The 20,833-nt window shown below is 58.6% G+C and carries 18 protein-coding genes; 6 read left to right on the top strand and 12 right to left on the bottom strand.

Annotated elements, in window-relative coordinates; translation table 11 throughout:
• Positions 1 to 8 precede the first annotated feature (8 nt).
• Both hpxA and EDF73_RS06285 read right to left on the bottom strand, forming a co-directional pair.
• Positions 9 to 758 (bottom strand): allantoin racemase, encoded by a 750-nt coding sequence (gene hpxA / locus EDF73_RS06280; RefSeq protein WP_132727218.1) that lies wholly within the window; start codon positions 756 to 758, stop codon positions 9 to 11.
• Entirely contained in the window at positions 758 to 1,474 is a 717-nt protein-coding gene (locus tag EDF73_RS06285; protein WP_132727221.1) for a GntR family transcriptional regulator, read from the bottom strand. The genes hpxA and EDF73_RS06285 overlap by 1 nt, the downstream gene beginning before the upstream one ends.
• Positions 1,475 to 1,618: 144 nt before the next feature.
• On the opposite strand from EDF73_RS06285, the gene EDF73_RS06290 reads away from it, so the two are divergent.
• Positions 1,619 to 3,115, top strand: a complete 1,497-nt coding sequence (locus tag EDF73_RS06290; protein WP_132727224.1) for an NCS1 family nucleobase:cation symporter-1 — start codon at positions 1,619 to 1,621, stop codon at positions 3,113 to 3,115.
• A gap of 101 nt (positions 3,116 to 3,216) precedes the next feature.
• Complete coding sequence (gene guaD, locus EDF73_RS06295; protein WP_132727227.1) at positions 3,217 to 4,530, top strand: guanine deaminase; 1,314 nt, start codon at positions 3,217 to 3,219, stop codon at positions 4,528 to 4,530.
• A gap of 52 nt (positions 4,531 to 4,582) precedes the next feature.
• Here guaD and uraH read toward each other — a convergent pair whose 3' ends face one another.
• The 3 genes from uraH to EDF73_RS06310 are packed head-to-tail and all read right to left on the bottom strand — an operon-like array spanning position 4,583 to position 6,769.
• On the bottom strand, positions 4,583 to 4,909 hold the full coding sequence (gene uraH, locus EDF73_RS06300; protein ID WP_132727230.1) for a hydroxyisourate hydrolase: 327 nt from the start codon (positions 4,907 to 4,909) through the stop codon (positions 4,583 to 4,585).
• Positions 4,906 to 5,406 (bottom strand): 2-oxo-4-hydroxy-4-carboxy-5-ureidoimidazoline decarboxylase, encoded by a 501-nt coding sequence (gene uraD / locus EDF73_RS06305; protein ID WP_132728115.1) that lies wholly within the window; start codon positions 5,404 to 5,406, stop codon positions 4,906 to 4,908. Before uraD ends, uraH begins: the two co-directional genes overlap by 4 nt.
• The gene (locus EDF73_RS06310; protein WP_132727232.1) at positions 5,384 to 6,769 is read right to left on the bottom strand and encodes a nucleobase:cation symporter-2 family protein; all 1,386 of its coding nucleotides are present in this window, start codon (positions 6,767 to 6,769) and stop codon (positions 5,384 to 5,386) included. The genes uraD and EDF73_RS06310 overlap by 23 nt, the downstream gene beginning before the upstream one ends.
• A 355-nt stretch (positions 6,770 to 7,124) precedes the next feature.
• Between EDF73_RS06310 and hpxO the strand changes: the two genes are divergently transcribed.
• Positions 7,125 to 8,279, top strand: coding sequence for an FAD-dependent urate hydroxylase HpxO (gene hpxO / locus EDF73_RS06315; protein WP_132727235.1), 1,155 nt, complete (start codon positions 7,125 to 7,127; stop codon positions 8,277 to 8,279).
• On the opposite strand, the gene hpxR is transcribed toward hpxO, so the two are convergent.
• A complete protein-coding gene (hpxR, locus tag EDF73_RS06320; RefSeq protein ID WP_132727238.1) occupies positions 8,258 to 9,193 on the bottom strand; it encodes a LysR family hpxDE operon transcriptional regulator HpxR in 936 nt (311 codons plus the stop codon). The two genes, hpxO and hpxR, sit on opposite strands and share 22 nt — an antisense overlap.
• A gap of 127 nt (positions 9,194 to 9,320) precedes the next feature.
• Here hpxR and hpxD point away from each other — a divergent pair, with 127 nt between their 5' ends.
• The 3 genes from hpxD (at position 9,321) to EDF73_RS06335 (ending at position 11,901) form a co-directional block, all read left to right on the top strand.
• Positions 9,321 to 10,358 carry a molybdenum cofactor-independent xanthine hydroxylase subunit HpxD gene (hpxD, locus tag EDF73_RS06325; RefSeq protein ID WP_132727241.1) on the top strand — a complete coding sequence of 346 codons (1,038 nt, stop codon included), beginning with the start codon at positions 9,321 to 9,323 and terminating at the stop codon, positions 10,356 to 10,358.
• Positions 10,359 to 10,373: 15 nt separating this feature from the next.
• Positions 10,374 to 11,342: a PDR/VanB family oxidoreductase gene (locus EDF73_RS06330; RefSeq protein WP_132727244.1), complete on the top strand. Its 969-nt coding sequence runs from the start codon at positions 10,374 to 10,376 to the stop codon at positions 11,340 to 11,342.
• A 220-nt stretch (positions 11,343 to 11,562) separates the two neighbouring features.
• Complete coding sequence (locus EDF73_RS06335) at positions 11,563 to 11,901, top strand: hypothetical protein (protein ID WP_243655204.1); 339 nt, start codon at positions 11,563 to 11,565, stop codon at positions 11,899 to 11,901.
• Between the two features lie 177 nt (positions 11,902 to 12,078).
• On the opposite strand, the gene EDF73_RS06340 is transcribed toward EDF73_RS06335, so the two are convergent.
• From EDF73_RS06340 to tssH, 6 genes are read right to left on the bottom strand one after another with little or no spacing between them, the layout of a single operon-like run.
• Entirely contained in the window at positions 12,079 to 13,152 is a 1,074-nt protein-coding gene (locus EDF73_RS06340) for a hypothetical protein (RefSeq protein ID WP_132727250.1), read from the bottom strand.
• A 22-nt stretch (positions 13,153 to 13,174) separates the two neighbouring features.
• Positions 13,175 to 13,609 (bottom strand): hypothetical protein, encoded by a 435-nt coding sequence (locus tag EDF73_RS06345; protein ID WP_243655205.1) that lies wholly within the window; start codon positions 13,607 to 13,609, stop codon positions 13,175 to 13,177.
• 24 nt (positions 13,610 to 13,633) lie between these two features.
• Entirely contained in the window at positions 13,634 to 14,692 is a 1,059-nt protein-coding gene (locus tag EDF73_RS06350; protein WP_132727256.1) for a PAAR domain-containing protein, read from the bottom strand.
• Positions 14,693 to 14,714: 22 nt separating this feature from the next.
• Complete coding sequence (gene tssI / locus EDF73_RS06355) at positions 14,715 to 16,676, bottom strand: type VI secretion system tip protein TssI/VgrG (protein ID WP_132727259.1); 1,962 nt, start codon at positions 16,674 to 16,676, stop codon at positions 14,715 to 14,717.
• A 50-nt stretch (positions 16,677 to 16,726) separates the two neighbouring features.
• Positions 16,727 to 18,178 carry a serine/threonine-protein kinase gene (locus EDF73_RS06360; protein WP_132727262.1) on the bottom strand — a complete coding sequence of 484 codons (1,452 nt, stop codon included), beginning with the start codon at positions 18,176 to 18,178 and terminating at the stop codon, positions 16,727 to 16,729.
• 26 nt (positions 18,179 to 18,204) lie between these two features.
• Positions 18,205 to 20,817, bottom strand: a complete 2,613-nt coding sequence (gene tssH, locus EDF73_RS06365; RefSeq protein ID WP_132727265.1) for a type VI secretion system ATPase TssH — start codon at positions 20,815 to 20,817, stop codon at positions 18,205 to 18,207.
• Positions 20,818 to 20,833 lie beyond the last annotated feature (16 nt).

Raw genomic sequence — 20,833 nt, forward strand, 5'->3', positions numbered from 1 at the left:
CCCACCCCTTAAATTGAAAATGTATTCAATGCCTGAAATTTACCGCTCAACGTTTTCGCCTCCGGGAACGCTAAGTCTCCCCGCTTGCTGGTCGACAGACCCAGCGCCACCAGCGACTCGACCATCTTCACCGCCGCGCTGACGCCATCGATCACCGGCACCTGCAGTTCGCGGGTCAGCTCCTGGGCCAGCGTCGCCATCCCGCCGCAGCCCAGCACGATGGCCCCGCAGCCGTCCTCTTTTAATGCCCGGATACAGCGCGCGCGCACCTTCTCCTGCGCCAGGCCGCTGCCGTCTTCCAGCGCCAGCACCGGCAGGTCAATGGCGTGCAGCGCGGCGCAGTGGTCCTGAAAACCATACTGCTGCAGCAGATGGCGGGCGATAATCAGCGTGCGCGGCAGCGTGGTGACGATGGAAAAGCGGGTCGCCACCAGCGTCGCCATATGCATCGCCGCTTCGGCAATGCCGATCACCGGCCCCTGCGCCAGCTCGCGCGCGGCCAGCAGCCCCGGGTCGCCAAAACAGGCGATGATGTGGCCCGACACGCCCTGCTGGCGCCCCGCTTTGATCTGTTCCAGCACGCCGACGGCGGCAATCGCCTCATCAAAATGACCTTCGATGGACGGGACGCCGTCCTGCGGACAGACCGCGACGATATCGGTCCCCGGCGCGGCGGCCGCCCGAGCGGCGGTGGCGATGGTTTCGGTCATCCCGACGTTGGTGTTGGGATTAATCACTTGTATACAGAGTGCGGCCATTACGGCTCCTTGTAACCGGCAAACAGCCGGGCGAAATCAGGCAGGCATTCGCCAGCGCGTTCAAAACACAAGCTGGCGACGATATGTTCAAAATGGTGCGTCAACGCGGCGCTGAGAGCCGGCAGGGCTTTTTCCCGCAGCAGGCCGACGAGCTGTTGATGATCGTCGCAGCGGCAGCCCTGGCGCCACGGCGCCCCCCAGGCGGCAATCACCAGGGAAGAACGCTGACTCAGGCGGGTAACCATTTCGGTCAGCACCTGGTTACCGGATATCGCCTGCAGCTGGATGTGGAAATCGGCGGAGTAGCGGATCGCCGCCGGGCCATCGTAGGCTTCATGCGCCTGCTGCTCCTGGTGAATAATCGCCTCCAGCGCCGCCAGATGCGGCGGCTGACAGCGGGCGAGCACCTCGGGCAGATTCGCCACCTCCAGCAGCGCACGGGTACGGAAGATCTCCTGCGCCTCTTCCACCGTCGGGCTGGCCACCTGTGCACCACGTTTGGGCGTTAATGTCACCATTTGCACAGCATTGAGTCGTTGCAGCACTTTACGGATCCCGGTCCGGCTCACGCCAAACGCCTCCGCCAGCGCCTCTTCCGGCAATTTGCTGCCTGGCAGCAGCTGATGTTCGACAATCGCCGTCATCAGGGCCTGATAGATGGATTCATCCTTGTCATGCAGTTCTGCCGCGGCCTGCAGACGGTTTTCATTACGCATTCACCCACTCCGGATTTACTTTTTGATATCCAATCGTATACATAAAATAAATTTCTTGTATACAAAATTAACCATTCTGGCCTGAATCCTGCAACAGCTGCTGTCAGCAACGTACAAGGGTTTTCATTCAGAGGAGCAGGTTTCATGCCAAATAGACAAAATACCCATCAGGTTAAGGGCGCTGACTCCACCGTCGGCTACAGTCCACGGCTGTGTAATGAGGATCTGGCGCCGACGCGCGACCAGAACTGGAGCTGGTACAACATCTTTTCTTTCTGGATGTCGGATGTGCATAGCATGGGGGGCTATGTGGTGGCGGCGAGTTTCTTCACCCTCGGGCTGGCCAGCTGGCAGGTGCTTCTCTGTCTGCTGGTGGGGATTTGCATTGTCCAGCTGTGCGCGAACCTGGTGGCGAAGCCCAGCCAGATGGCGGGCGTGCCCTATGCAGTGATCTGTCGCCAGGCGTTCGGCGTCTTCGGCGCCAATATCCCGGCGGTGATCCGCGGGCTGATCGCCTTCGCCTGGTACGGCATTCAGACCTATCTGGCGGCCAACGCGCTGATGCTGGTGCTGCTCAAATTCTGGCCTGCGCTGGCGACATTAACCGCAGCCACCTTCCTTGGCCTGTCGCATCTCGGCTGGCTATGTTTCGCCACCATGTGGCTGCTGCAGGCGATGGTTTTCTGGCACGGAATGAGCGCCATTAAGCGCTTTATTGATATCGCCGGACCGGCGGTCTACGTGGTGATGCTGGCGCTGGCGGGCTGGATTGTATACAAAACCGGATTCGACGGCATTTCCTTTACCCTGGCCAGCAAATCGCTGACCGCCGGCGAGCAGACCTGGCAGATGATCACCGCCACCGCGCTGGTGGTCTCCTATTTCTCCGGCCCGCTGCTGAACTTCGGCGACTTCTCACGTTACGGGAAAAGCATGGGCGAAATCCGTCGCGGTAACCGCTGGGGCCTGCCGTTCAACTTCCTGCTGTTTTCGATCGTCACCGTGGTGATTGTCTCCGGCACCCAGTCGTTGTTCGGCCGGATGATTACCGACCCGATTGAAACCGTCAGCCGCGTGGGTAACGATCTGGCGGTCGCCATTGGCCTGCTGACAATGATTACCGCCACCATCGGGATCAATATCGTCGCCAACTTTGTCTCACCGGCGTTTGACTTCTCCAACTGCTCGCCGCAGAAAATCAGCTTCCGTACCGGCGGGATGATCGCCGCGGTAGGGTCAATTCTGCTGACGCCGTGGAACCTGTTCAACTCGCCCGAACTGATTCACTACACCCTTGATGTCTTAGGCGCGTTTATCGGCCCGCTGTTCGGCATCCTGATCGTCGACTTCTACCTGATTAAGCGCGGACAGGTTTCGGTGGACGACCTGTTTGATGACTCGCCGAAAGGCAAATACTGGTATCGCAACGGCTTTAACCCAAAAGCGATTGCCGCCCTGCTGCCTTCGGTCGCCATCGGTTTGATCATCAGCTTTATCCCGGCCCTGCATGAAGTGGCCAACTTCAGCTGGTTTATCGGCGTGTTCCTCAGCGGCGTCGCCTATCGCTGGATTGCCCGCGACGAGCGTCAGGCCACCGGCGCGTCACGTTTCCACGCCGACGTCGTGGCCCAGAAAGAGTAACCCCTCCGGCCGCGGTCCTCGCCGCGGCCTGTTCACTTCAGGCAAACTGGCATTGTTCTTGCTCTATAAGTCTGTCTTCACGGAACTGATAAGGCTGCACCATGATTGAATACCACACCGCCCTACGCGGCGCGTTTTTTGATATTGCCCAACCGGCCGAGAGCGCTGACGATATCGCCCGCCATGCGCGTTATCTTGACGATGGCATCCTGTTTATTCACGAGGGCAAAATCCAGGCGCTGCTGCCGTGGCAGGAGGGCGAGGCGTATCTGCATCCGCGCAAGGGCTACACCGACCTGCGCGGTAAGCTGCTGCTGCCCGGCTTTGTCGATGCGCACGTCCATTACCCGCAGACCGAAATGATCGGCGCCTTCGGCGAACAGCTGCTGGAGTGGCTGACCACCTACACCTTCCCGGTGGAAAGCCAGTTCGCCGATGAAGCCTACGCCGCCGAGATCGCGCAATTTTTTGTCAACCAGCTGCTGAGCCACGGCACCACCACCGCGCTGGTCTTCTGTACGCTGCACCCGGAGTCGGTCGATGCGCTGTTTAACGAAGCCCTGCGGCTGAATATGCGCCTGCTGGCCGGCAAGGTGATGATGGACCGCCATGCGCCGGATTATCTGACTGAAACCGCCGAACAGAGCTACCGGCAGACCCGCGAACTGATCCAGCGCTGGCACCAGCGCGGCCGCCTCGGCTACGCCATCACCCCGCGCTTTGCCCCCACCTCCACGCCGGAGCTGCTGGCGGCGGTTCAGCGGCTGCGGGAAGAGTTTCCGGATACCTGGCTCCAGACCCACCTGAGCGAAAACCTCAATGAAGTAGCGTGGGTGAAGAGTCTGTGGCCGGAGCATGAGCACTACCTGGATGTGTACCATCACTATCAGCTGACCGGCGAGCGCAGCGTGTTTGCCCACGGGATCCATCTGGCGGACAAGGAGTGGCGGTGCCTGCATGAGACCGGCTCGGCGATCGCCTTCTGCCCGACCTCAAACCTGTTTCTCGGCAGCGGGCTGTTCCGGTTGCCCGCCAGCTGGCAGCAGAAGGTGCGCATCGGCATCGGCAGCGACGTTGGCGCGGGCACCACCTTCAGCATGCTGCGTACCCTCGGCGAAGCCTACAAGGTGGCGCAGCTCCAGAGCTACCGTCTGCGCGCCAGCGAAGCGTTTTATCATGCGACGCTGGGGGGCGCCCGCGCCCTGCGTCTCGATGACAAGATCGGTAATTTCCAGCCCGGTAAAGAGGCCGATTTTGTGGTTATCGACCCCGCGGTAACGCCATTGCAAAAACTGCGGATCGGCCGCTGTCAGGAGGTGTTTGAGCGGCTGTTTGTGCTGATGACCTTAGGCGATGAACGCAATATCAGCGAGACATGGGTCAATGGCGAGCGCGTATGGCAGGGGGATATCTGATGGTAATGCCCGGCGCAGGCGTGACGACCTGAGCCGGGCCGCAGGGTTCAGACTAGCTCCCCCGATAGGTTGACCAGCCGCCGGGGGCGATCAAAAACGGCAGATGAAAATGGTCATCCGCCGGTTCATCGATAACAAAATCAATCTGCGCCCGGGGATACAGCGTCCGGCGACCGTCGCGCGCAAACCACGCCCCCAGCTCCGCCACCAGCTGATACGCGCCGGGACCGAGCGCGCCGGGCGCCAGCTCGCCAATGCGGCCATGGCTATCGGTCACGCCGGCGGCGAGGCATTGCCCCTCCCGCAGCAGGCTCACCGCGACGCCTTCGGCGGGTTTACCGGTCGAAATATCGAGAATATGGGTGCTCAGCGTATTCATGGGCCAACGACTCCTGTCAGTCTTAATAAGGTAATTTCACGTAATTGCGCCAGCGCCGCCTGAACCTCTTGCGCCTCGCTGTGCTGCAGGCGCTGGGTCAGCGCCTGCAAGATCTCTTCCCCGCTGCGCCCTTTGGCGCGAATCAGGAAAACCCGGCCAAAGCGGGCTTCGTAGCGGGCATTTCCCTCTTTCAAAGCCTCGGCGAGCAGCGCATCGTCGGGGTTGACCGCCGACTGTTCCTGGCGCGACAGCGCGGCGTGCGCCTGCTCCCCGGCCGCTTTCTCACCGATCCGCGGATGGGCGCTAAGCGCCTGCGTCAGCTCCGCCTCCCCCCAGCCCCGCATACTTTCCTGTGCGCAGGCCGTCAGCGCGGAAAGGCTTGGGTACGGACGTCCCGCCACCAGCGCCGCGGTCCACGCGGGAATCGCCACGCAGGGTTCCAGAAGGCGCACGGCGTCCGCGTGCGCCAGTTGATTAAAGTGATTGAGCGCGATCATCATTGCTCCCTGGCGTTACCGCCGCTACCGCGGTTTTTTCTTCCGCAAGAACCAGATTCAGGACAATTGCCACCAGCCCGCCGCTGGTCGCCGCCGAGCCAAACAGGTTGCCGACGATCGGCGGGAAGTGAGAGAGAAACGCCGGAACCGCTTCAATACCGAGACCAAAACCAAACGCCAGACCGACAATCAGCATATCGCGACGGGTGAGCGGCGTCTGGGTAATGATACGGATCCCCGCCGCCACCACGCAGCCAAACATCACCATGGTGGCTCCGCCTAATACCGGGGTGGGGATTTGCCGCAGAATCTCGCCAAACGGCGGGAACAGCCCCAGCATAATCAGGATCGCGCCGATATAGCGCCCGACGTAGCGGCTGGCGACGCCGGTCATCTGGATCACGCCGTTATTTTGCGCGAAGGTGGTATTCGGAAATGCACAAAGCATGGCGGCCACCATGCAGCTGATACCGTCGGCGAGGATCCCGCCTTTCAGCCGCGAGCGGAACGCGCCGTCATCAATCGACTGATGGGAGATCAGGCAATTGGCGGTCAGATCGCCCACCGCCTCCAGAATACACACCAGCGAGACCAGCGCGATGGGTAAAAAGATCGCGCTGTTAAACTGGAAGCCAAAGGGGAACAGCGCCGGTAAGCGGAACCAGCTCTCGCCGATCGGGCTGAGATGAAACTTGCCGCTCAGCGCCGCGGCCGCGCAGCCGACGGCAATCCCCACCACCACGGAGGAGAGACGCAGCCAGCGGTTTTTGGCGCAGCTCAGCAACACAATAACCCCCAGCGTCCCGGCCCCCAGCGCAATATTGCCCGGGCTGGCAAAATCTTTCGCCTGTTCGCCGCCGCACCAGTTAATGACGCTGACTTTGATCAGGCTGATACCAATCAGCGCAATCACGCTCCCGGTAATAATCGGGGTGAACAGCTTCTTCAGCGGCTCAATAAACCGGCTGACGATAACCGGCACCAGTGCGGCAACAAAATTAACGCCGAACAGCATCGCCATAATATCCTGCGGACCGCCGCCCTGCGCCTTGACCCACATCCCTCCGGCGATAGCGACGCCGAGAAAGGCGAAGCTGGTGCCCTGCATACAGATCATCCCGGCGCCGATGCCCCAGATGCGGTTGGACTGCAGAAAAGTGCCAATACCGGAGGCCAGCAGCGACATGCTGATCAGATACGGCAGCCATTCGCCGAGCCCCAGCGTAGCGCCAATAATCAGCGGCGGGGTGATTATTCCTACCAGCCCCGCCAGCACATGCTGCAGGGCGCTGAAGAAGGCCGGAAGCGGCGGGATCCGCTGCTCCAGGCCGTAAAGTAAGCTGCTGTTCTGGTCATCAGACATGTTATGACATCCCGTTGTGAATAAGCGTTATCTGCCTGGTGCACAAAGCAGGCCAGAGTCGCCTTTCGCGGGAAAATTGTTGTTAAAGGCAAAATTAATCATTATTTATCAATGAACTAAAAACGACGCTCTTTTGCTATCTCCTGCAACGTCTTTCTGACGCCACTGAAACGTTAGGTTCTTAAAATTAAATATGGAAATTTTTGATTCATAAAAAGGCAACAATGACCTGATAATGCACCATTACGATGCAACCCCTGCGCGATTTCGGCCACCCACCCCCGATTTTCGCGCCCCGGCCGATCTGGTACGCAAATTGCTCAACCCCATAACGACGCAACATAAGGGGAAGAGAATGAAAGCATTAGTGATCGGCGCCGGTATTGGCGGTCTGAGTGCAGCGGTAGCGCTGAAGAACGCGGGAATAACCTGCGAAGTGTTTGAAGCGGTGAAAGAGATCAAACCGGTCGGCGCGGCGATTTCCATCTGGCCCAACGGCGTGAAATGTATGCACAGTCTGGGCATGGGCGAGATTATCGAAACCTACGGCGGCCCAATGCATTATCTGGCCTATCAGGAGTATCAGCGCGGTGAGATCCTGACCCGCTTTAGCCTGGCGCCGCTGGTTGAACGGACCCGGGGCCGTCCCTGCCCGGTTTCACGCAGCGAACTGCAGGGGGAAATGCTCGATTTCTGGGGACGTGACGCCGTGCAGTTCGGCAAACGGGTGACCCGCGCGGAAGAAAGCGCCGATGGCGTGACCGTGTGGTTTACCGACGGCACGACGGCCCACGGCGATTTTCTGATTGCCGCCGACGGCAGCCACTCGGCCCTGCGGCCTTATGTCCTCGGATATACGCCCGAGCGCCGCTACGCCGGCTACGTCAACTGGAACGGTCTGGTGGAGATCGATGAAAGCATCGCCCCTGCCGATCAGTGGACAACCTTTGTCGGCGAGGGCAAACGCGTGTCGCTGATGCCGGTGGCCAACGGTCGCTTCTATTTCTTCTTTGATGTTCCGCTGCCCGCCGGGTTGGCCGAGGATCGCAGTACCCTGCGCGCGGATCTGACCCGCTACTTCAGCGGCTGGGCGCCGCCGGTACAAAAACTGATCGCCGCCCTCAATCCGGAGACCACCAACCGTATTGAAATTCACGATATTGAACCGTTCGACAAGCTGGTGCACGGCAAGGTGGCGCTGCTCGGCGACGCCGGACACAGCACCACGCCGGATATCGGCCAGGGCGGCTGCGCGGCGATGGAGGATGCGGTGGTACTGGGGGCGATTTTCCGCGACAACAAGGATATCGTCTCCGCGCTGCGCCAGTATGAGGCGCTGCGCTGCGAGCGGGTTCGCGACCTGATCCTCAAGGCGCGCAAGCGCTGCGATATCACCCACGGCAAAGATATGGCGCTGACTCAGGCCTGGTATCAGGAGCTGAAAGAGGAGACCGGCGAGCGCATTATCAACGGCCTGTGCGAGACGATTCAGGGCGGCCCGTTAGGCTGAAGCTCGCGGACGGCCAGCATCTCCTCCATCACCGCCGTCAGTTTCTGAATCGCCATTTGCGCCGGACGAGAGAGCTGGCGCGATGGCGCCGTGCACAGCGCCAGCGTCAGCGGCCGCAGCAGCTTATTGCGCAGCGGAATAAAGGCCAGCTGCCCGCTTTTTACCTCGTCCAGCACATCCAGCAGGCTCAGCACCGTCACGCCGCTACCTTTGAGCACCAGCGATTTAATCAACCGGATATCGTTGCAGCTGATGGCGTTGGTCGGGGAAAAATCATAGTGGCGATACAGCATCCCCACCCGGTCATGAACAATCAGCGGCGCGCCGGGGAGGATGTGGCGCTGCTCGCTGAGCTCCCCCAGTGACAGCACCGTCGAGCCGGCAAGGGGATGATCCGGGCGCAGCACCACCCCCATCTCCAGCTCAACAAACGCCAGCACGCTCAGCCCCGCCTGGCCTTCCGGGTCAAGAATCAGGCCAAAATCGAGATCGGCCTGGCGCACTTTTTCGCTGACCGTATGGCTGTCCGCCACCTGTAAAACCAGCTCCAGCCAGTCCCAGACGCCGATGATTTCGGCCAGCGCCGCGGCAAAGCTGCCCTCCGCCAGCGCCTGCACCATCCCGACGCTGACCGTCCCGCGCTTTAGCCCCTGCAGTTCATCAAACTTCTGCCGGGTCAGACGAAACTCTTTTTGCCAGCGCAGCAGATTGTCATACAGCAGTTCCCCGGCGGTGGTCATGCGCAGCCCTTCCGGCAGCCGTTCAAACAGCGGCGTGCCGAAGGCCTCTTCGGCCTGCAGGATCTGGCGGTTAATCGCCGACGCCGAGATATGCAGTTTTTCCGCCGCCCGGCGCAGGCTGCCGCTGCGGGCGACTTCAGAAAAATAGAGCGCAAAACGCGAAAATGGACTCATACCTCACCTGTACTCTTTTTTGCAACGGGTTAGTGAATTAATGCTGATGGATGTCAACACCCTAATATGACAACAATAAACTCACAACAATTAAACAAATCAATTTATGTGAGCAGGAAGGAAGACCATGAACAGACCACAGCCCACCCCACCCGCCCATTGCACCTTCGAGCCGGAGGACTGGCTACGCCTGGCGAAATGCTGGCACCCGGTCGCCCGCGCCTGTGATATCGGCCCCGCGCCGGTGAAGGCTACGCTGCTGGATGAACAGCTGGTGATTTATCGCATCAAGGGACAGGTGGTGGTCGCCCGCGATGTCTGCCCGCACCGCGGCGTGCCGCTGACGCTGGGCTTTCATGATGAAGAAGGGATCGTCTGCCCCTATCACGGCCTGCGCTTCGGTGAAGATGGCCGTTGCAACCGCATCCCCTCCAGCCCGGACCAGCCGGTGCCGGCGAAGCTGCACCTGACCAGCTACGCGGTAGAGGAACGCTACGGGCTGATCTGGACCTGCCTGGCCTTCGACCCGGAAAATCCGCAGCCGCTGCCGACGATGCCCCACTGGCACGATGACGGTTTTCAGCAGCTCACCTGCCCGGCGTTTGAAGTGAACGGCTTCGCCGGACGCCAGGTTGAGGGATTTCTTGACGTCGCCCACTTCGCCTGGATCCATACCGAGACCTTCGCCGATCCGGATAACCAGGTGGTGCCGACCTACAATCCGCAGGAGACGCCGTTCGGTTTTGTCGCCGACTACTGGAGCTCGGTCGGCAACTATCCGGCCAGCGCCGGGTTCCGCGCGCCGGAAGGGTTTCAGTGGCTACGTCACTTCGAAATGCACCTGCCCTTTACCGCCACCCTGACCATCCACTTTCCCGGTGAAGCCAGGCTGGTGATCATGAACGCCGCTTCGCCGGTTTCGTCACGGGTGACGCGGATGTTTGCCCCCATCGCGCGCAATTTCGACCTGCACGTGCCGGAGGAGGAGGTTTATGCCTTCAACCTGCGGGTATTTGAAGAGGATCGGCTGATGGTGGAGACCCAGCGTCCGGAGAGGCTGCCGCTGGATCTGACGCTCGAAGCGCATATCCCCGCCGACCGCAGCTCCATTGCCTATCGGCGCGGCCTGAAGAAGATGGGCTTCGGTGAGTTTTTCCTGGTGTAAAGAGGGAGAAGAGTCATGAGTGACGTTCTGAAGGTGATGGTCGACGGCATGTGGCGCCAGGGGGATAACTGCCTCGCCATCAGGCTGACAGGAACAAATGGCGCACCGCTCCCCGACTGGCAGCCGGGAGCGCATATCGACGTCCACCTGCCCTGCGGGATTATCCGCCAGTACTCGTTAACCGGCTCGCACACCGCGACGGAGGGTTATCTGATCTGCGTGGCGCGGGAGAGCGATTCCCGCGGCGGGTCGCGCTATATCCATGAGACGCTGCGCCCCGGCCAGACGCTGGCGATCTCGCCGCCGCGCAATCTGTTTGCGCTGCAGCGCGCACGCCACGTGACCCTGCTGGCCGCCGGGATCGGCATCACTCCGCTGTATGCGATGGCGCTACAGCTGGCAAACGAAGGGATAGCGTTTACGCTGCATTACTATGTTAAACGCCGGGAAAATGGCGCCTTTATTGCTGAAATGACGAGGACGTTGCCGGAAGGGAGTGTGATGATTCATTGCTCCAGCGAAGGGCACAGCCCGCGGGTCAATCTGGCGGCGATGCTGAACGAGGCGCAGGCCGACCAGCGTCTGTACCTCTGCGGGCCGCCGGGATTTATGGCCGCCGTGCGTCAGGCGGCCGCGGAAAAAGGCTGGGACGAGGCGCAGGTACACAGCGAGGCCTTTCAACCGCTGCCGCCCAGCGCCGGCGCAGGAGAGGATGGGATCTTTACCGTGACCCTCTCCTCCTCCGGGGAAAGCTGGCCGGTTCCGGGCCACAAGACCATCGCCCAGGTGCTGCAGGAAAACGGCGTTGCCGTTCCGCTCTCCTGTGAAATGGGGATTTGCGGCGCCTGTCTGACGCCGGTGATCGCCGGAGAGGTGGACCACCGCGATACGGTGCAGTCAGAGGCAGAAAAGTGCGCCGGCGCGCAGCATATCGCGCTATGCTGCTCCCGCAGCCGCTCCGCCAGCTTAGTGATTGATTTATAACCTTTCTGCTACGCCGATGCCTGCAAATCAACGCTGACGTTTCAGGCATCGCGTCTTTCTCTCTCCTGAACATAGCCAACTAATTACATTTAAATCAATAAGATAAGAAATCATTCCAGTTAGTCATGTTCTTAATAAAAATTATTCATTTCACTTATTAATCCATTTCCGCCATATTTGTATGACAAATACATCATAACCCAAAACGCCGGGCGCCATTATGAATACCACACAGAAGAGACGGCTTCAGGCCGATAGCCTGCAGGAAAAGGGTTTATTACGCCGCGCCTTCGCGCTATGGGCTGAGATAGAAAAACTCGGCGACGAGGAAGTCCAGGCCCAGGCCAGACACAAGCAGTCTGAGATTGCGGCGCTGCTGAAACAGCGGCGGCTGGAGCAGGAAAGCGCAAAATATAACTGTCGGCATAATATTGCCGCCGACCGGCAGGCCATCGTTGAATATCTGCGCAATGGCATGACGCCCCGGGAAATTGCGGCCTTAACGCAGCGTTCCAGCGCCTTTATTTACAGCTGCAGGAAGTGGCTCTCCCCCCGCTGACCTCGCCACGTCACACGTGCTGACCAGCTGTCCGGGTATGGCGTGGCGCGCAGCGCCGTTTCCGGACAGGTGTTCAGCACAGACTTAGCACCAACCATAAAATGTAGTTCTATCCGAGTATTTGCCAGCCAGTGATTGGCTGGCTTTTTTGATCGCCGCTATCTACGGTAGAAACACTTAGCTTTTTTCAATACGAAACGTTGACAGAATGATTTCCTGGCAGCGTATATTGGCTTCAAAATAGTAGTTTTGATGATTGCGATGAGGGCCGACAACCTCAACGTAACACCACAAATCATTAATTTTAAAAATGCACATTTGATAAGCCGCCCGGACATTCTCAGCAGCGCTTACCACTTCTCCTGAACAGGTATAGATATCGCCCGTAAAGGCGGTATTGATCTCGTTAGGGACGCTAACAATATCCGTTGCAGACAGTGAGACTGCGCGATCGTGCTGATTAAAGCGTGCAGTGGCGACCTTGAAAATATCGCCTTCGCTGTGATAATCATCCTGCCGGTAGATACAGAGATTAATCACTCCATGATTAATCTCGTTAAACGTGTGTTCTATCACCAGACGATTATCAGCCAGCGTGCTCACCTGCCATGAATCAGGAATTTTAAACCCACTATCATTTTTTTTACTCAGGCTGACGGTTTTTAACAGTTCCGCAAGCATCATATTGCTGCGATGCATCAGGTCCCAGTTGATCGCAATCAGCAAGATTTGATTGGCAAGCGCGTTGTAATCCCGGGCGGCACAAGACGTTTTAATTAAAAAGTAATTACCGCCGCCATTTATGGGGTTGTAATCTTTTTGCACGCTATAACGTGAAACAACTTCATCACCTGAGGTCATCGTTTTACTGGTCAGAATATCAGCAAATTTTCCGCTGCCGGAGGGGTGCGTGATGATCCGCTGGTGCAGAATCTTCTCGCCCATCAAATCGAGCTTATTTATCAGCCAGTCTGATGCATTCATTTCCCAGCGGCAATGCTCATAAGCCGCCCAGACTTCAACGTAGGGCGAGGTATCCTCGGTGATGTAGCGCCCGATGTTGGTTAGCCCGACGTCCTGAAAAACAACGGGCCGCAGCTCAACGGGCTTAACGCTCTGCGGAAGCAGGATCCAGTAATGCAACATCTCTTTTTCTGCAGAGGTGTAGAGACATTTCCAAAAGCCATCCCGAACCGCTTGCGCCTGCTCCTGCAATTCGAGAGGGAAAAGATATTTTTTTTCAGTATCCATCGTACACCCTCAACCATAGTACTTATTTAAGCCATAAACCTGAAAATATCAGCACGCTGCCCAAAGAGACTAAGCCTTTTGCAACGATAAGTAAGCTCGGGGCGACAACACGTGATACCGAGGATAACTTTTCATAATTTTGCGCATTGTGCGTTTTATGGCCGCCCATAATCCCGGCAAAAATAGTACAAAGCAGAACCACGACGACTTTTAATCCCCAGAGACACAGCAATGACATTGAAAAGATGATCGAATACTGTTTCGCCGTTGCCACAGAAAATAATGAAAAGGACTGCGCCAGATATTTAAAAATAAAACTGATGACCACCGTCGCAACCAGCACCAGGAGCAGCATTAAGCCCGTCCTGAACCACTGTTTTTTGCTGAACTGATCTTTCCCATTCCATATCAGCACCAACGTCAGAATCAAAAAGAGAATAAAGAAAAACCAATTCATTACCACGTTCCCCATTTACACATTTTAATCTCCTACCAGGACTGTAACACACCCCGTCTTAATCACACCATCGCCGTCCCCAACGGCGGGGGGCGGGTTGTTTTTATCATCGTCATCATAAATCCAGTCAATGATAGGTTTGAGCGCCACTTTGATATTCGCATCCGCTTTGAGCCCAAGCGCTAGCGCGACCTCGCCTGCAGCCCGCAGGTTAAGGGAATAGTCCGTTTCATCGATATACGCCGCCACCCCCGCAGAGGCGCCGGCGCTGCCGACACTGCCCCCGATTTTGCCATCGGCAACAATCACGCCGAGAAGATCGACTTTGCCCGTGCCCTCTCCTTTAACTCCGGCGGCTTCTGCCCCTAATTCAGCATTAAAGCCATAGCGCCCTTTATTCCCGTTGTATAGCTCACTGACGGCCTTTGCTTCGGCGGTGCCGACGGTAAAATCGCCGCCGACGCCCCCATACAGGGTACCTTCTTTTCCAAGACCGCCCGTCGCACCATATTGCATCCCTGTCGCGGAGGCGCTGGCGTTTAATCCGGCATAATCGGCCTGATCGACCACCAGCGTGCCACTGGCATTGGCGACAGCCAATTTGGTGTGCAGTTCGCCGCGCGCCAGAGACTGGCTTTTCATATTCCCGACGGTGATGTCTGCCAGGGCAAAGCCCGCAGTCGCCGTGTCCGGTTTCCCTAATCCGGTTTTATCTTCCAGACTCGCGTAAGCGCCAAGAACCCGGGCATCAAAAACATCGCCATGCATGGCGCCATCTTCACCCGCCTGTTTCGCCAGCGTTCCTCCCCAGTATTGCGGAGGCGCGGGTTTGACCGCCGCTGCTGCCGGAGTACCGGCGGTATTACAAAGCGTTTTATCGCCTTGCCGGGCGAGAGGTAACCCATTAACAAATACCGTCGCTGACCCCCCGACGATGCTCCCCTGCCCATGCTGAGAGCATGAAAGCGGGTCGCCTTTCCGTGCCGCCGGAAATCCGCCAATAATGACATTCGGGCTTCCGCTTTGAATTGGGCCAGTATGCGCACTTGTGTCAATACGCGCTCTGGCGGCAGGTTTTCCCATAATCGCGTTCTCTGTAGGCAAATTAACTGTTAACTTTCACAAGCGCGCCTTTGATATCGGTAAGATTGCTACCCACTATGCTCACCGTGTTATTCGCCTTCAACTCGGTATTCACACCGTCGCCCAGCGATGTCAATTCGTCACCTTTGAATATGGCCTGTGTCACCGCTTCAGCCGTAAGGTTGCCTTCCCCGACTTTTATTTCAATTGCATCAGGCGTAATCAGAATATAGTTGTCTTTCACTTTAAGCTTAATACTGGTCACGGATTCAAGCAGCGCATTACCTTCTTTATCCAGGGTTAACGCCGTTTGATCTTTACCAACATTTATAATGTGTTTATTACCTATATTATGCGTTTCATTATTACCGACAGAAGATTTTAGATTGCGCTTTATCGTAATATTTTCATCTTGTCCGACCGTTTTTTTGCGGTCCACCCCCACGTCGTGGGTCTCAGAATGTTCGATGTCCGTATCCATATTTTTTTCGGCATGGATCCAGATCTGCTCATGGCCTGCTTTATCTTCAAAACGCAGGGCGTTGGCATTGTCGACAGAGCCATCCTTCGAACGACTGAGAAACCCCATCTGCGTCGCCGCGGCTGGCAGCGCCCACGGCGGCATGCTCGCTTCGTTATACACCCGTCCGGTGACGATCGGCCGGTCCGGGTCGCCGTTGATGAAGTCGATCACCACCTCATCGCCCACCCGCGGGATCTGCACCCCGCCGTAGCCCTGACCCGCCCACGCGCTCGATACGCGCACCCAGCATGAACTGGTGTCGTCCCCTTTCGCCAGACGATCCCAGTGGAACTTCACCTTGATCCGCCCGTATTTATCCGTCCAGATGCTCTCGCCCTGCGGGCCCACCACCTTCGCCGTCTGCGGGCCGTAGGTCCGCGGCCACGCCGTCGCCTGCGCCGGGCGATAGGCCACCGATGCCGGGATCACCGTAAAGTCGATGCGGTGTACCGTCGCCCCACCGTCGCCGCTGGCGTAGCGGTTTTCTTCAAAGGTATACTCCGCCACCGTGGTCAGGTAGTCACCGTTGTCGCTGAAAAACGGCGCGTTGCTCAGGGTAAAGGTTGCGCCGGGCGCGATCCCCATCGCCGTCGCCGTCGCCCGGATCTGCTGATGCTCCACCTGCCAGCGCTCCTGGCGGATGCGGGCGTAGAACTCGCCGTGACTGTGCTCGACGAAGCGCCCCGGCCAGTCGTACACGTCAATGCTCCCCGGCGACGGTGAGGCCGGGTTCTGCTGGGCCTGGAACAGCCACGCGTTGGGCTTGCGGAAGTCGTAGTCATCGAGGCTGTAGATCCCCGGCGTCACGCTGTCTTCCAGCGCCCACTGGCCAATCCCCTCTTCATCGGTACTCCCGCCCGACGACGTCTGGTGATACGGGATCACCTCGTAGCCGCTGAACGGCTGATACTGCTCCGCCGCATCGGTCAGCACCAGGGTGTGCTTGTCCGCCTCGTGCCGGAAGTGATACGCAATCCCCTCCAGCTCCATCAGCCGGCTGATAAAGTCGAAACTGCTCTCCTGGTACTGCACGCAGTAGTCCCACACCCGATAACTGCCGCTCAGCCGGTCTTCAATATTCACCTGATATTCGCCGAGCAGCGTTTTGACTATCTGCGGTACCGTCTGTCCCTGGAAAATACGCAGGTTACGGTCGCGCTTCATCGGCCACAGATCCGGCTCAACCGTCAGCTGATAGACCGCGTAACGGGTGCCGGACAGCTCGGTCGCGCTCACCGCCACGCGCGTCACCTTGCCATTGATGTAGCGGGAGGTGAGCAGATTTTGCGTGGGAATGGTCACCGTAACCGCCTGGCCCAACAGCGTACTGCGGTCGATACGCGCATCGGTGCCGAGCAGCGTCAGAGTCAGGGCAAACGACCCGGACATCGCCTCACGGCCGGAGAGTTTCCAGAAAAGCAGCCCCTCCACCGGGAGCTGAACGGTAATTCGGTTAAACATAAGCAACATCCAGATTAACTGGCCACGCGCGCACGACATGGCACAAGAGATTAACGAGACGGATTAATCAGCCAGGTCCCCGGCTTCGCAATGTTCAGGCTTTGCGAACGAGTCTGCCCGTTGCCCTGCAGGACAATCTCATAGCGGCCTGGCGCCAGCCTGAGCGAGGCAAAACCATTACTTGCCGGGAGGGCTCTTTTCACTTCGCCATTGAGCTTCAGCTTCTCGCCTTCGCGCATACGGACATAAATCTGAGCAACCGGCGCCGCCTCCACGGCCGCTGGCGCAGCGTCTTTCGCGGCGGGAGGCGCAGCGTCTTTCGCGGCGGGAGGCGCAGCAGGCGTTGTTACCGCCTTCGCCTGGGGTGATGCCACTGGCCGGGCTTGCTGCGGTGCCTGCCGGGCGCTGGCGGTCTGTTCCGCCGGGGCCTCATGACCACCGCTGAACAGCATCCCTCCGGCAATGACGCCAACGACAACCCCCGCAGCCACCATCGCCGGGACTTTATAACGACGCCAACTATTGACGACGGGCTCCCCTTCTTCCTCCACCAGCGCCAACATCGTGCCGGGTTTCTTCACCGTCAGCACATCGTCAACATTCGATACCGACATGTCGATCAGCTCGGCAAAGGCCGCAATCGACTGCGGGCGCTCTTCGACGCGCAGCGCCAGCGCTTTGTCCACCGCCTGCAATAGCGCCTGTGAATAGCCTGCCGGCTGGCGTTCCGCCAGAGGCTGATAGCTATCCTGAATGCTACGTACCACGCTGACCGGCGGCGGTGAGCCGACAATCAGCGTATGCAGCACCGCGCCGACAGCATAGATATCGGTCCATGCCCCCTGTTCGCTTTCGTTATCATCGGTGTACTGTTCAATAGGCGCATAGCCCGGGCGGAGCATGGTTTCCGTTTCATCAGCGAGGTTGCCGATGGTGCGGCGCGCGGAACCAAAATCGAGCAACACCGGCAGACCATTATCCTGAATCTGAATGTTGTCCGGGGAGATATCCCGGTGCAGATACCCTTCGTCATGAATCGTCTTGATGGCGCCGAACAGCATCGGCAGCATCCGGCGGATCCAGGCTTCGTTAATCAGCTCCGGCTGCGTCTCCCGCAGGCGCGAGAGCGTGCTGCCGCTGTAAAATAGCGTCCCCATGTAGGCGGTGTCGTTCTGTACCCAGAAGCGCAACACGTGTACCAGGTTCGGGTGGTTAAAACGCGCCAGCAGGCGCGCCTCCTGAATAAAGCTGTTCAGACCGGCGGAAAACGCTTTGCTGAAACGCTCGCTGCGCAGCGCAAGGGTCATATCCTCATTCCGCACCGCCAGCGACGATGGCATAAACTCCTTGATCGCGATGGTGCGTTCCAGCTGATGATCCCAGGCGCGATACACAATGCCGAAGCCGCCGCCGCCAATCACTTCCTTAATTTCAAACTCGTTAAAACGATACCCGAGCGGCAGCGCGTTCAGGACAGTTCGGTGGTTTTCGTGATCCGTCATGGTTAAAGACTCACTTAATGATTGCGTTACGCGGCAAACTGACAATGAAACTCGCCCTGCTCAAAGCTCACGCGCAGATGTCGGAATCGCTCGTTGTTGCGGCTGGCGGTTAACAACATCTGGCCGATCTGCGGCAGTAAGGTATTGGTCAAAATGGCATCGACCATCCGCCCGCCGGATTCCACCTCGGTACAGCGCTCAACGATCTGCGCGACCACGCTATCGTCGATACTGGCGGTAATACGGTGGTTCTCCTGCAGACGGCGCTGAATGCGCGCCAGCTGCAGGCGGACGATTTGGCCCAGCATGTCGTCGCTAAGCGGATAGTACGGGACCACCAGCAGGCGGCCTAACAGCGCCGGAGGAAATACCTGCAGCAGCGGCTGGCGCAGCGCGCCGCTTAACGCATCCGGTTCAGGCATCAGATCCGGGTCAGCGCACATGGCGCTAATCAGCTCGGTCCCGACGTTTGAGGTCAGGATAATAATGGTATTGCGGAAGTCGATATGCCGCCCTTCACCGTCTTCCATCCAGCCTTTATCGAAGACCTGGAAGAAAATTTCATGCACGTCAGGATGGGCCTTCTCAATCTCGTCAAGCAGCACCACGCTATAGGGACGACGGCGGACAGCCTCGGTCAGAACCCCGCCTTCCCCGTAGCCAACGTAGCCCGGGGGGGCACCTTTAAGGGTAGAAACGGTATGGGCTTCCTGGAACTCGCTCATATTAATGGTGATCACATTCTGTTCACCGCCATATAGCGACTCGGCTAGCGCCAGCGCGGTTTCGGTTTTCCCGACGCCGGAAGGGCCGCAAAGCATAAACACCCCAACCGGTTTATTCGGGTCATCAAGGCGAGCGCGCGAGGTGCGAACGCGTCGGGCGATCAGCTCCAGGCCATGGCGCTGGCCAATCACCCGTTGATTAAGGGTATCGGCCAGGCTCAGTACGGCGTCTATCTCATTTTTCACCATCCGCCCCAGCGGGATCCCGGTCCAGTCGGAGACTACGGCCGCCACCACGTTTTCATCAACCGCCGCGAACAACAGCGGCATATCGCCCTGCAGCGCTTGCAGCGCCTGCTGTTTTTCCGCCAGGGCAGCACGCAATGCGGGCTGCGCCTCAGGCTCAGCCTCGTGCAGCCCGGCGCGAAGAGCGATCACCTCATTGATCAGCGCCCGCTCCTGCTCCCAGCGTAGGGTCAACGCTTCACGCTCCGCCTCCTGCTGCTGACGAGTCAGCCGCAGCTGTTCAACGCGATGGTTGTCGCCAATCGCCAGCCGGGTTTCCCGCTCGGCGATGTCAATCTCCACGTCCAGCGCGGCGATACGCTGCAGGCAATCCTCCAGCGGCGGCGGCGGGGCGCTCTGGCTGACGGCGACCCGGGCGCAGGCGGTATCCAGCAGCGCTATCGCTTTATCCGGCAGCTGTCGCGCCGGAATATAGCGATGTGACAGTTTAACCGCCGCGCTTACCGCCTCATCCAGCAGCAGAACCCGATGGTGCATCTCCAAAGGTGAAACGGTACTACGCAGCATCAGCAGCGCTTTTTCTTCATCCGGTTCGTGGATCTGTACCGTCTGGAAACGGCGGGTCAGCGCCGGATCCTTTTCAATATACTTTTTGTATTCCGCCCAGGTGGTTGCGCCGATGGTCCGCAGTTGCCCCCGAGCCAGAGCCGGTTTCAGCAGATTCGCCGCATCGCCGGTTCCCTGCTGACCGCCCGCACCGATTAAGGTATGGATCTCATCAATAAACAGCACGATCGGCGTCGGGCTGGACTGCACTTCAGTAATCAGCGCCTGCAGACGGGCTTCAAATTCACCTTTCATCCCCGCCCCGGCTTGCAACATGCCGATATCCAGTAGCCAGAGTTGGATATTGTGCAACGATTGCGGAACCTCGCCTGCGGCGATGCGCAGCGCCAGCCCTTCGACAACAGCCGTTTTCCCCACCCCCGCTTCGCCGGTCAGCAATGGGTTGTTCTGGCGGCGACGCATCAGAATATCGACCATCTGGCGAATCTCTTCGTCACGCCCGACAACCGGGTCGATTTTGCCTTCCCTTGCCCGTTCGGTGAGATTCTGTCCGTAGCGGGCCAGTGTCCCCTGAGCCGTCGGCAGCGCCTCGTTATCGCCGGTCTCCGGCCCCGCCGGCTGACTCTCTTTGCTTGCAGAGAGCAGCGTATCAAAGTCCTCGCTCAACGCTTCGACATTGATCCGGTTGAACTGCGACGAGATCCCTTGCAGGACATTGGCCAGATTCCAGGTCTTCAGCAGTCCGATAATCAGATGACCGCCGCGAATTCGGTTGACGCCATATTTCAGCGAGCCGTAAACCCAGGCACGTTCGACGGCGCTGTCGATGTGTTCGGAAAGGTCGGACACCGAGCTAGCGCCGCGCGGCAAGGCATCCAGCGCCTTAAGGATATCCCGGGTCAGCACCTGCTCATCAAGCGCGAAGCGGCGCACAATATGCTGCAGATCGCCATCCTGCTGCTGCATCAGCTGATGCAGCCAGTGCACCAGCTCGACATACGGGTTTCCGCGAAGTTTGCAAAAGGCGGTGGCGCTTTCCAGCGACGTAAATAACAGCGTATCCAGTTTGCCGAAAAGGACGGCACGGCTGATTTCTGACATGTTCGGTTCCATTGAT

This window comes from Klebsiella sp. BIGb0138 (assembly GCF_004342285.1).
In the GTDB taxonomy this organism is placed as follows: Bacteria; Pseudomonadota; Gammaproteobacteria; order Enterobacterales; family Enterobacteriaceae; genus Klebsiella.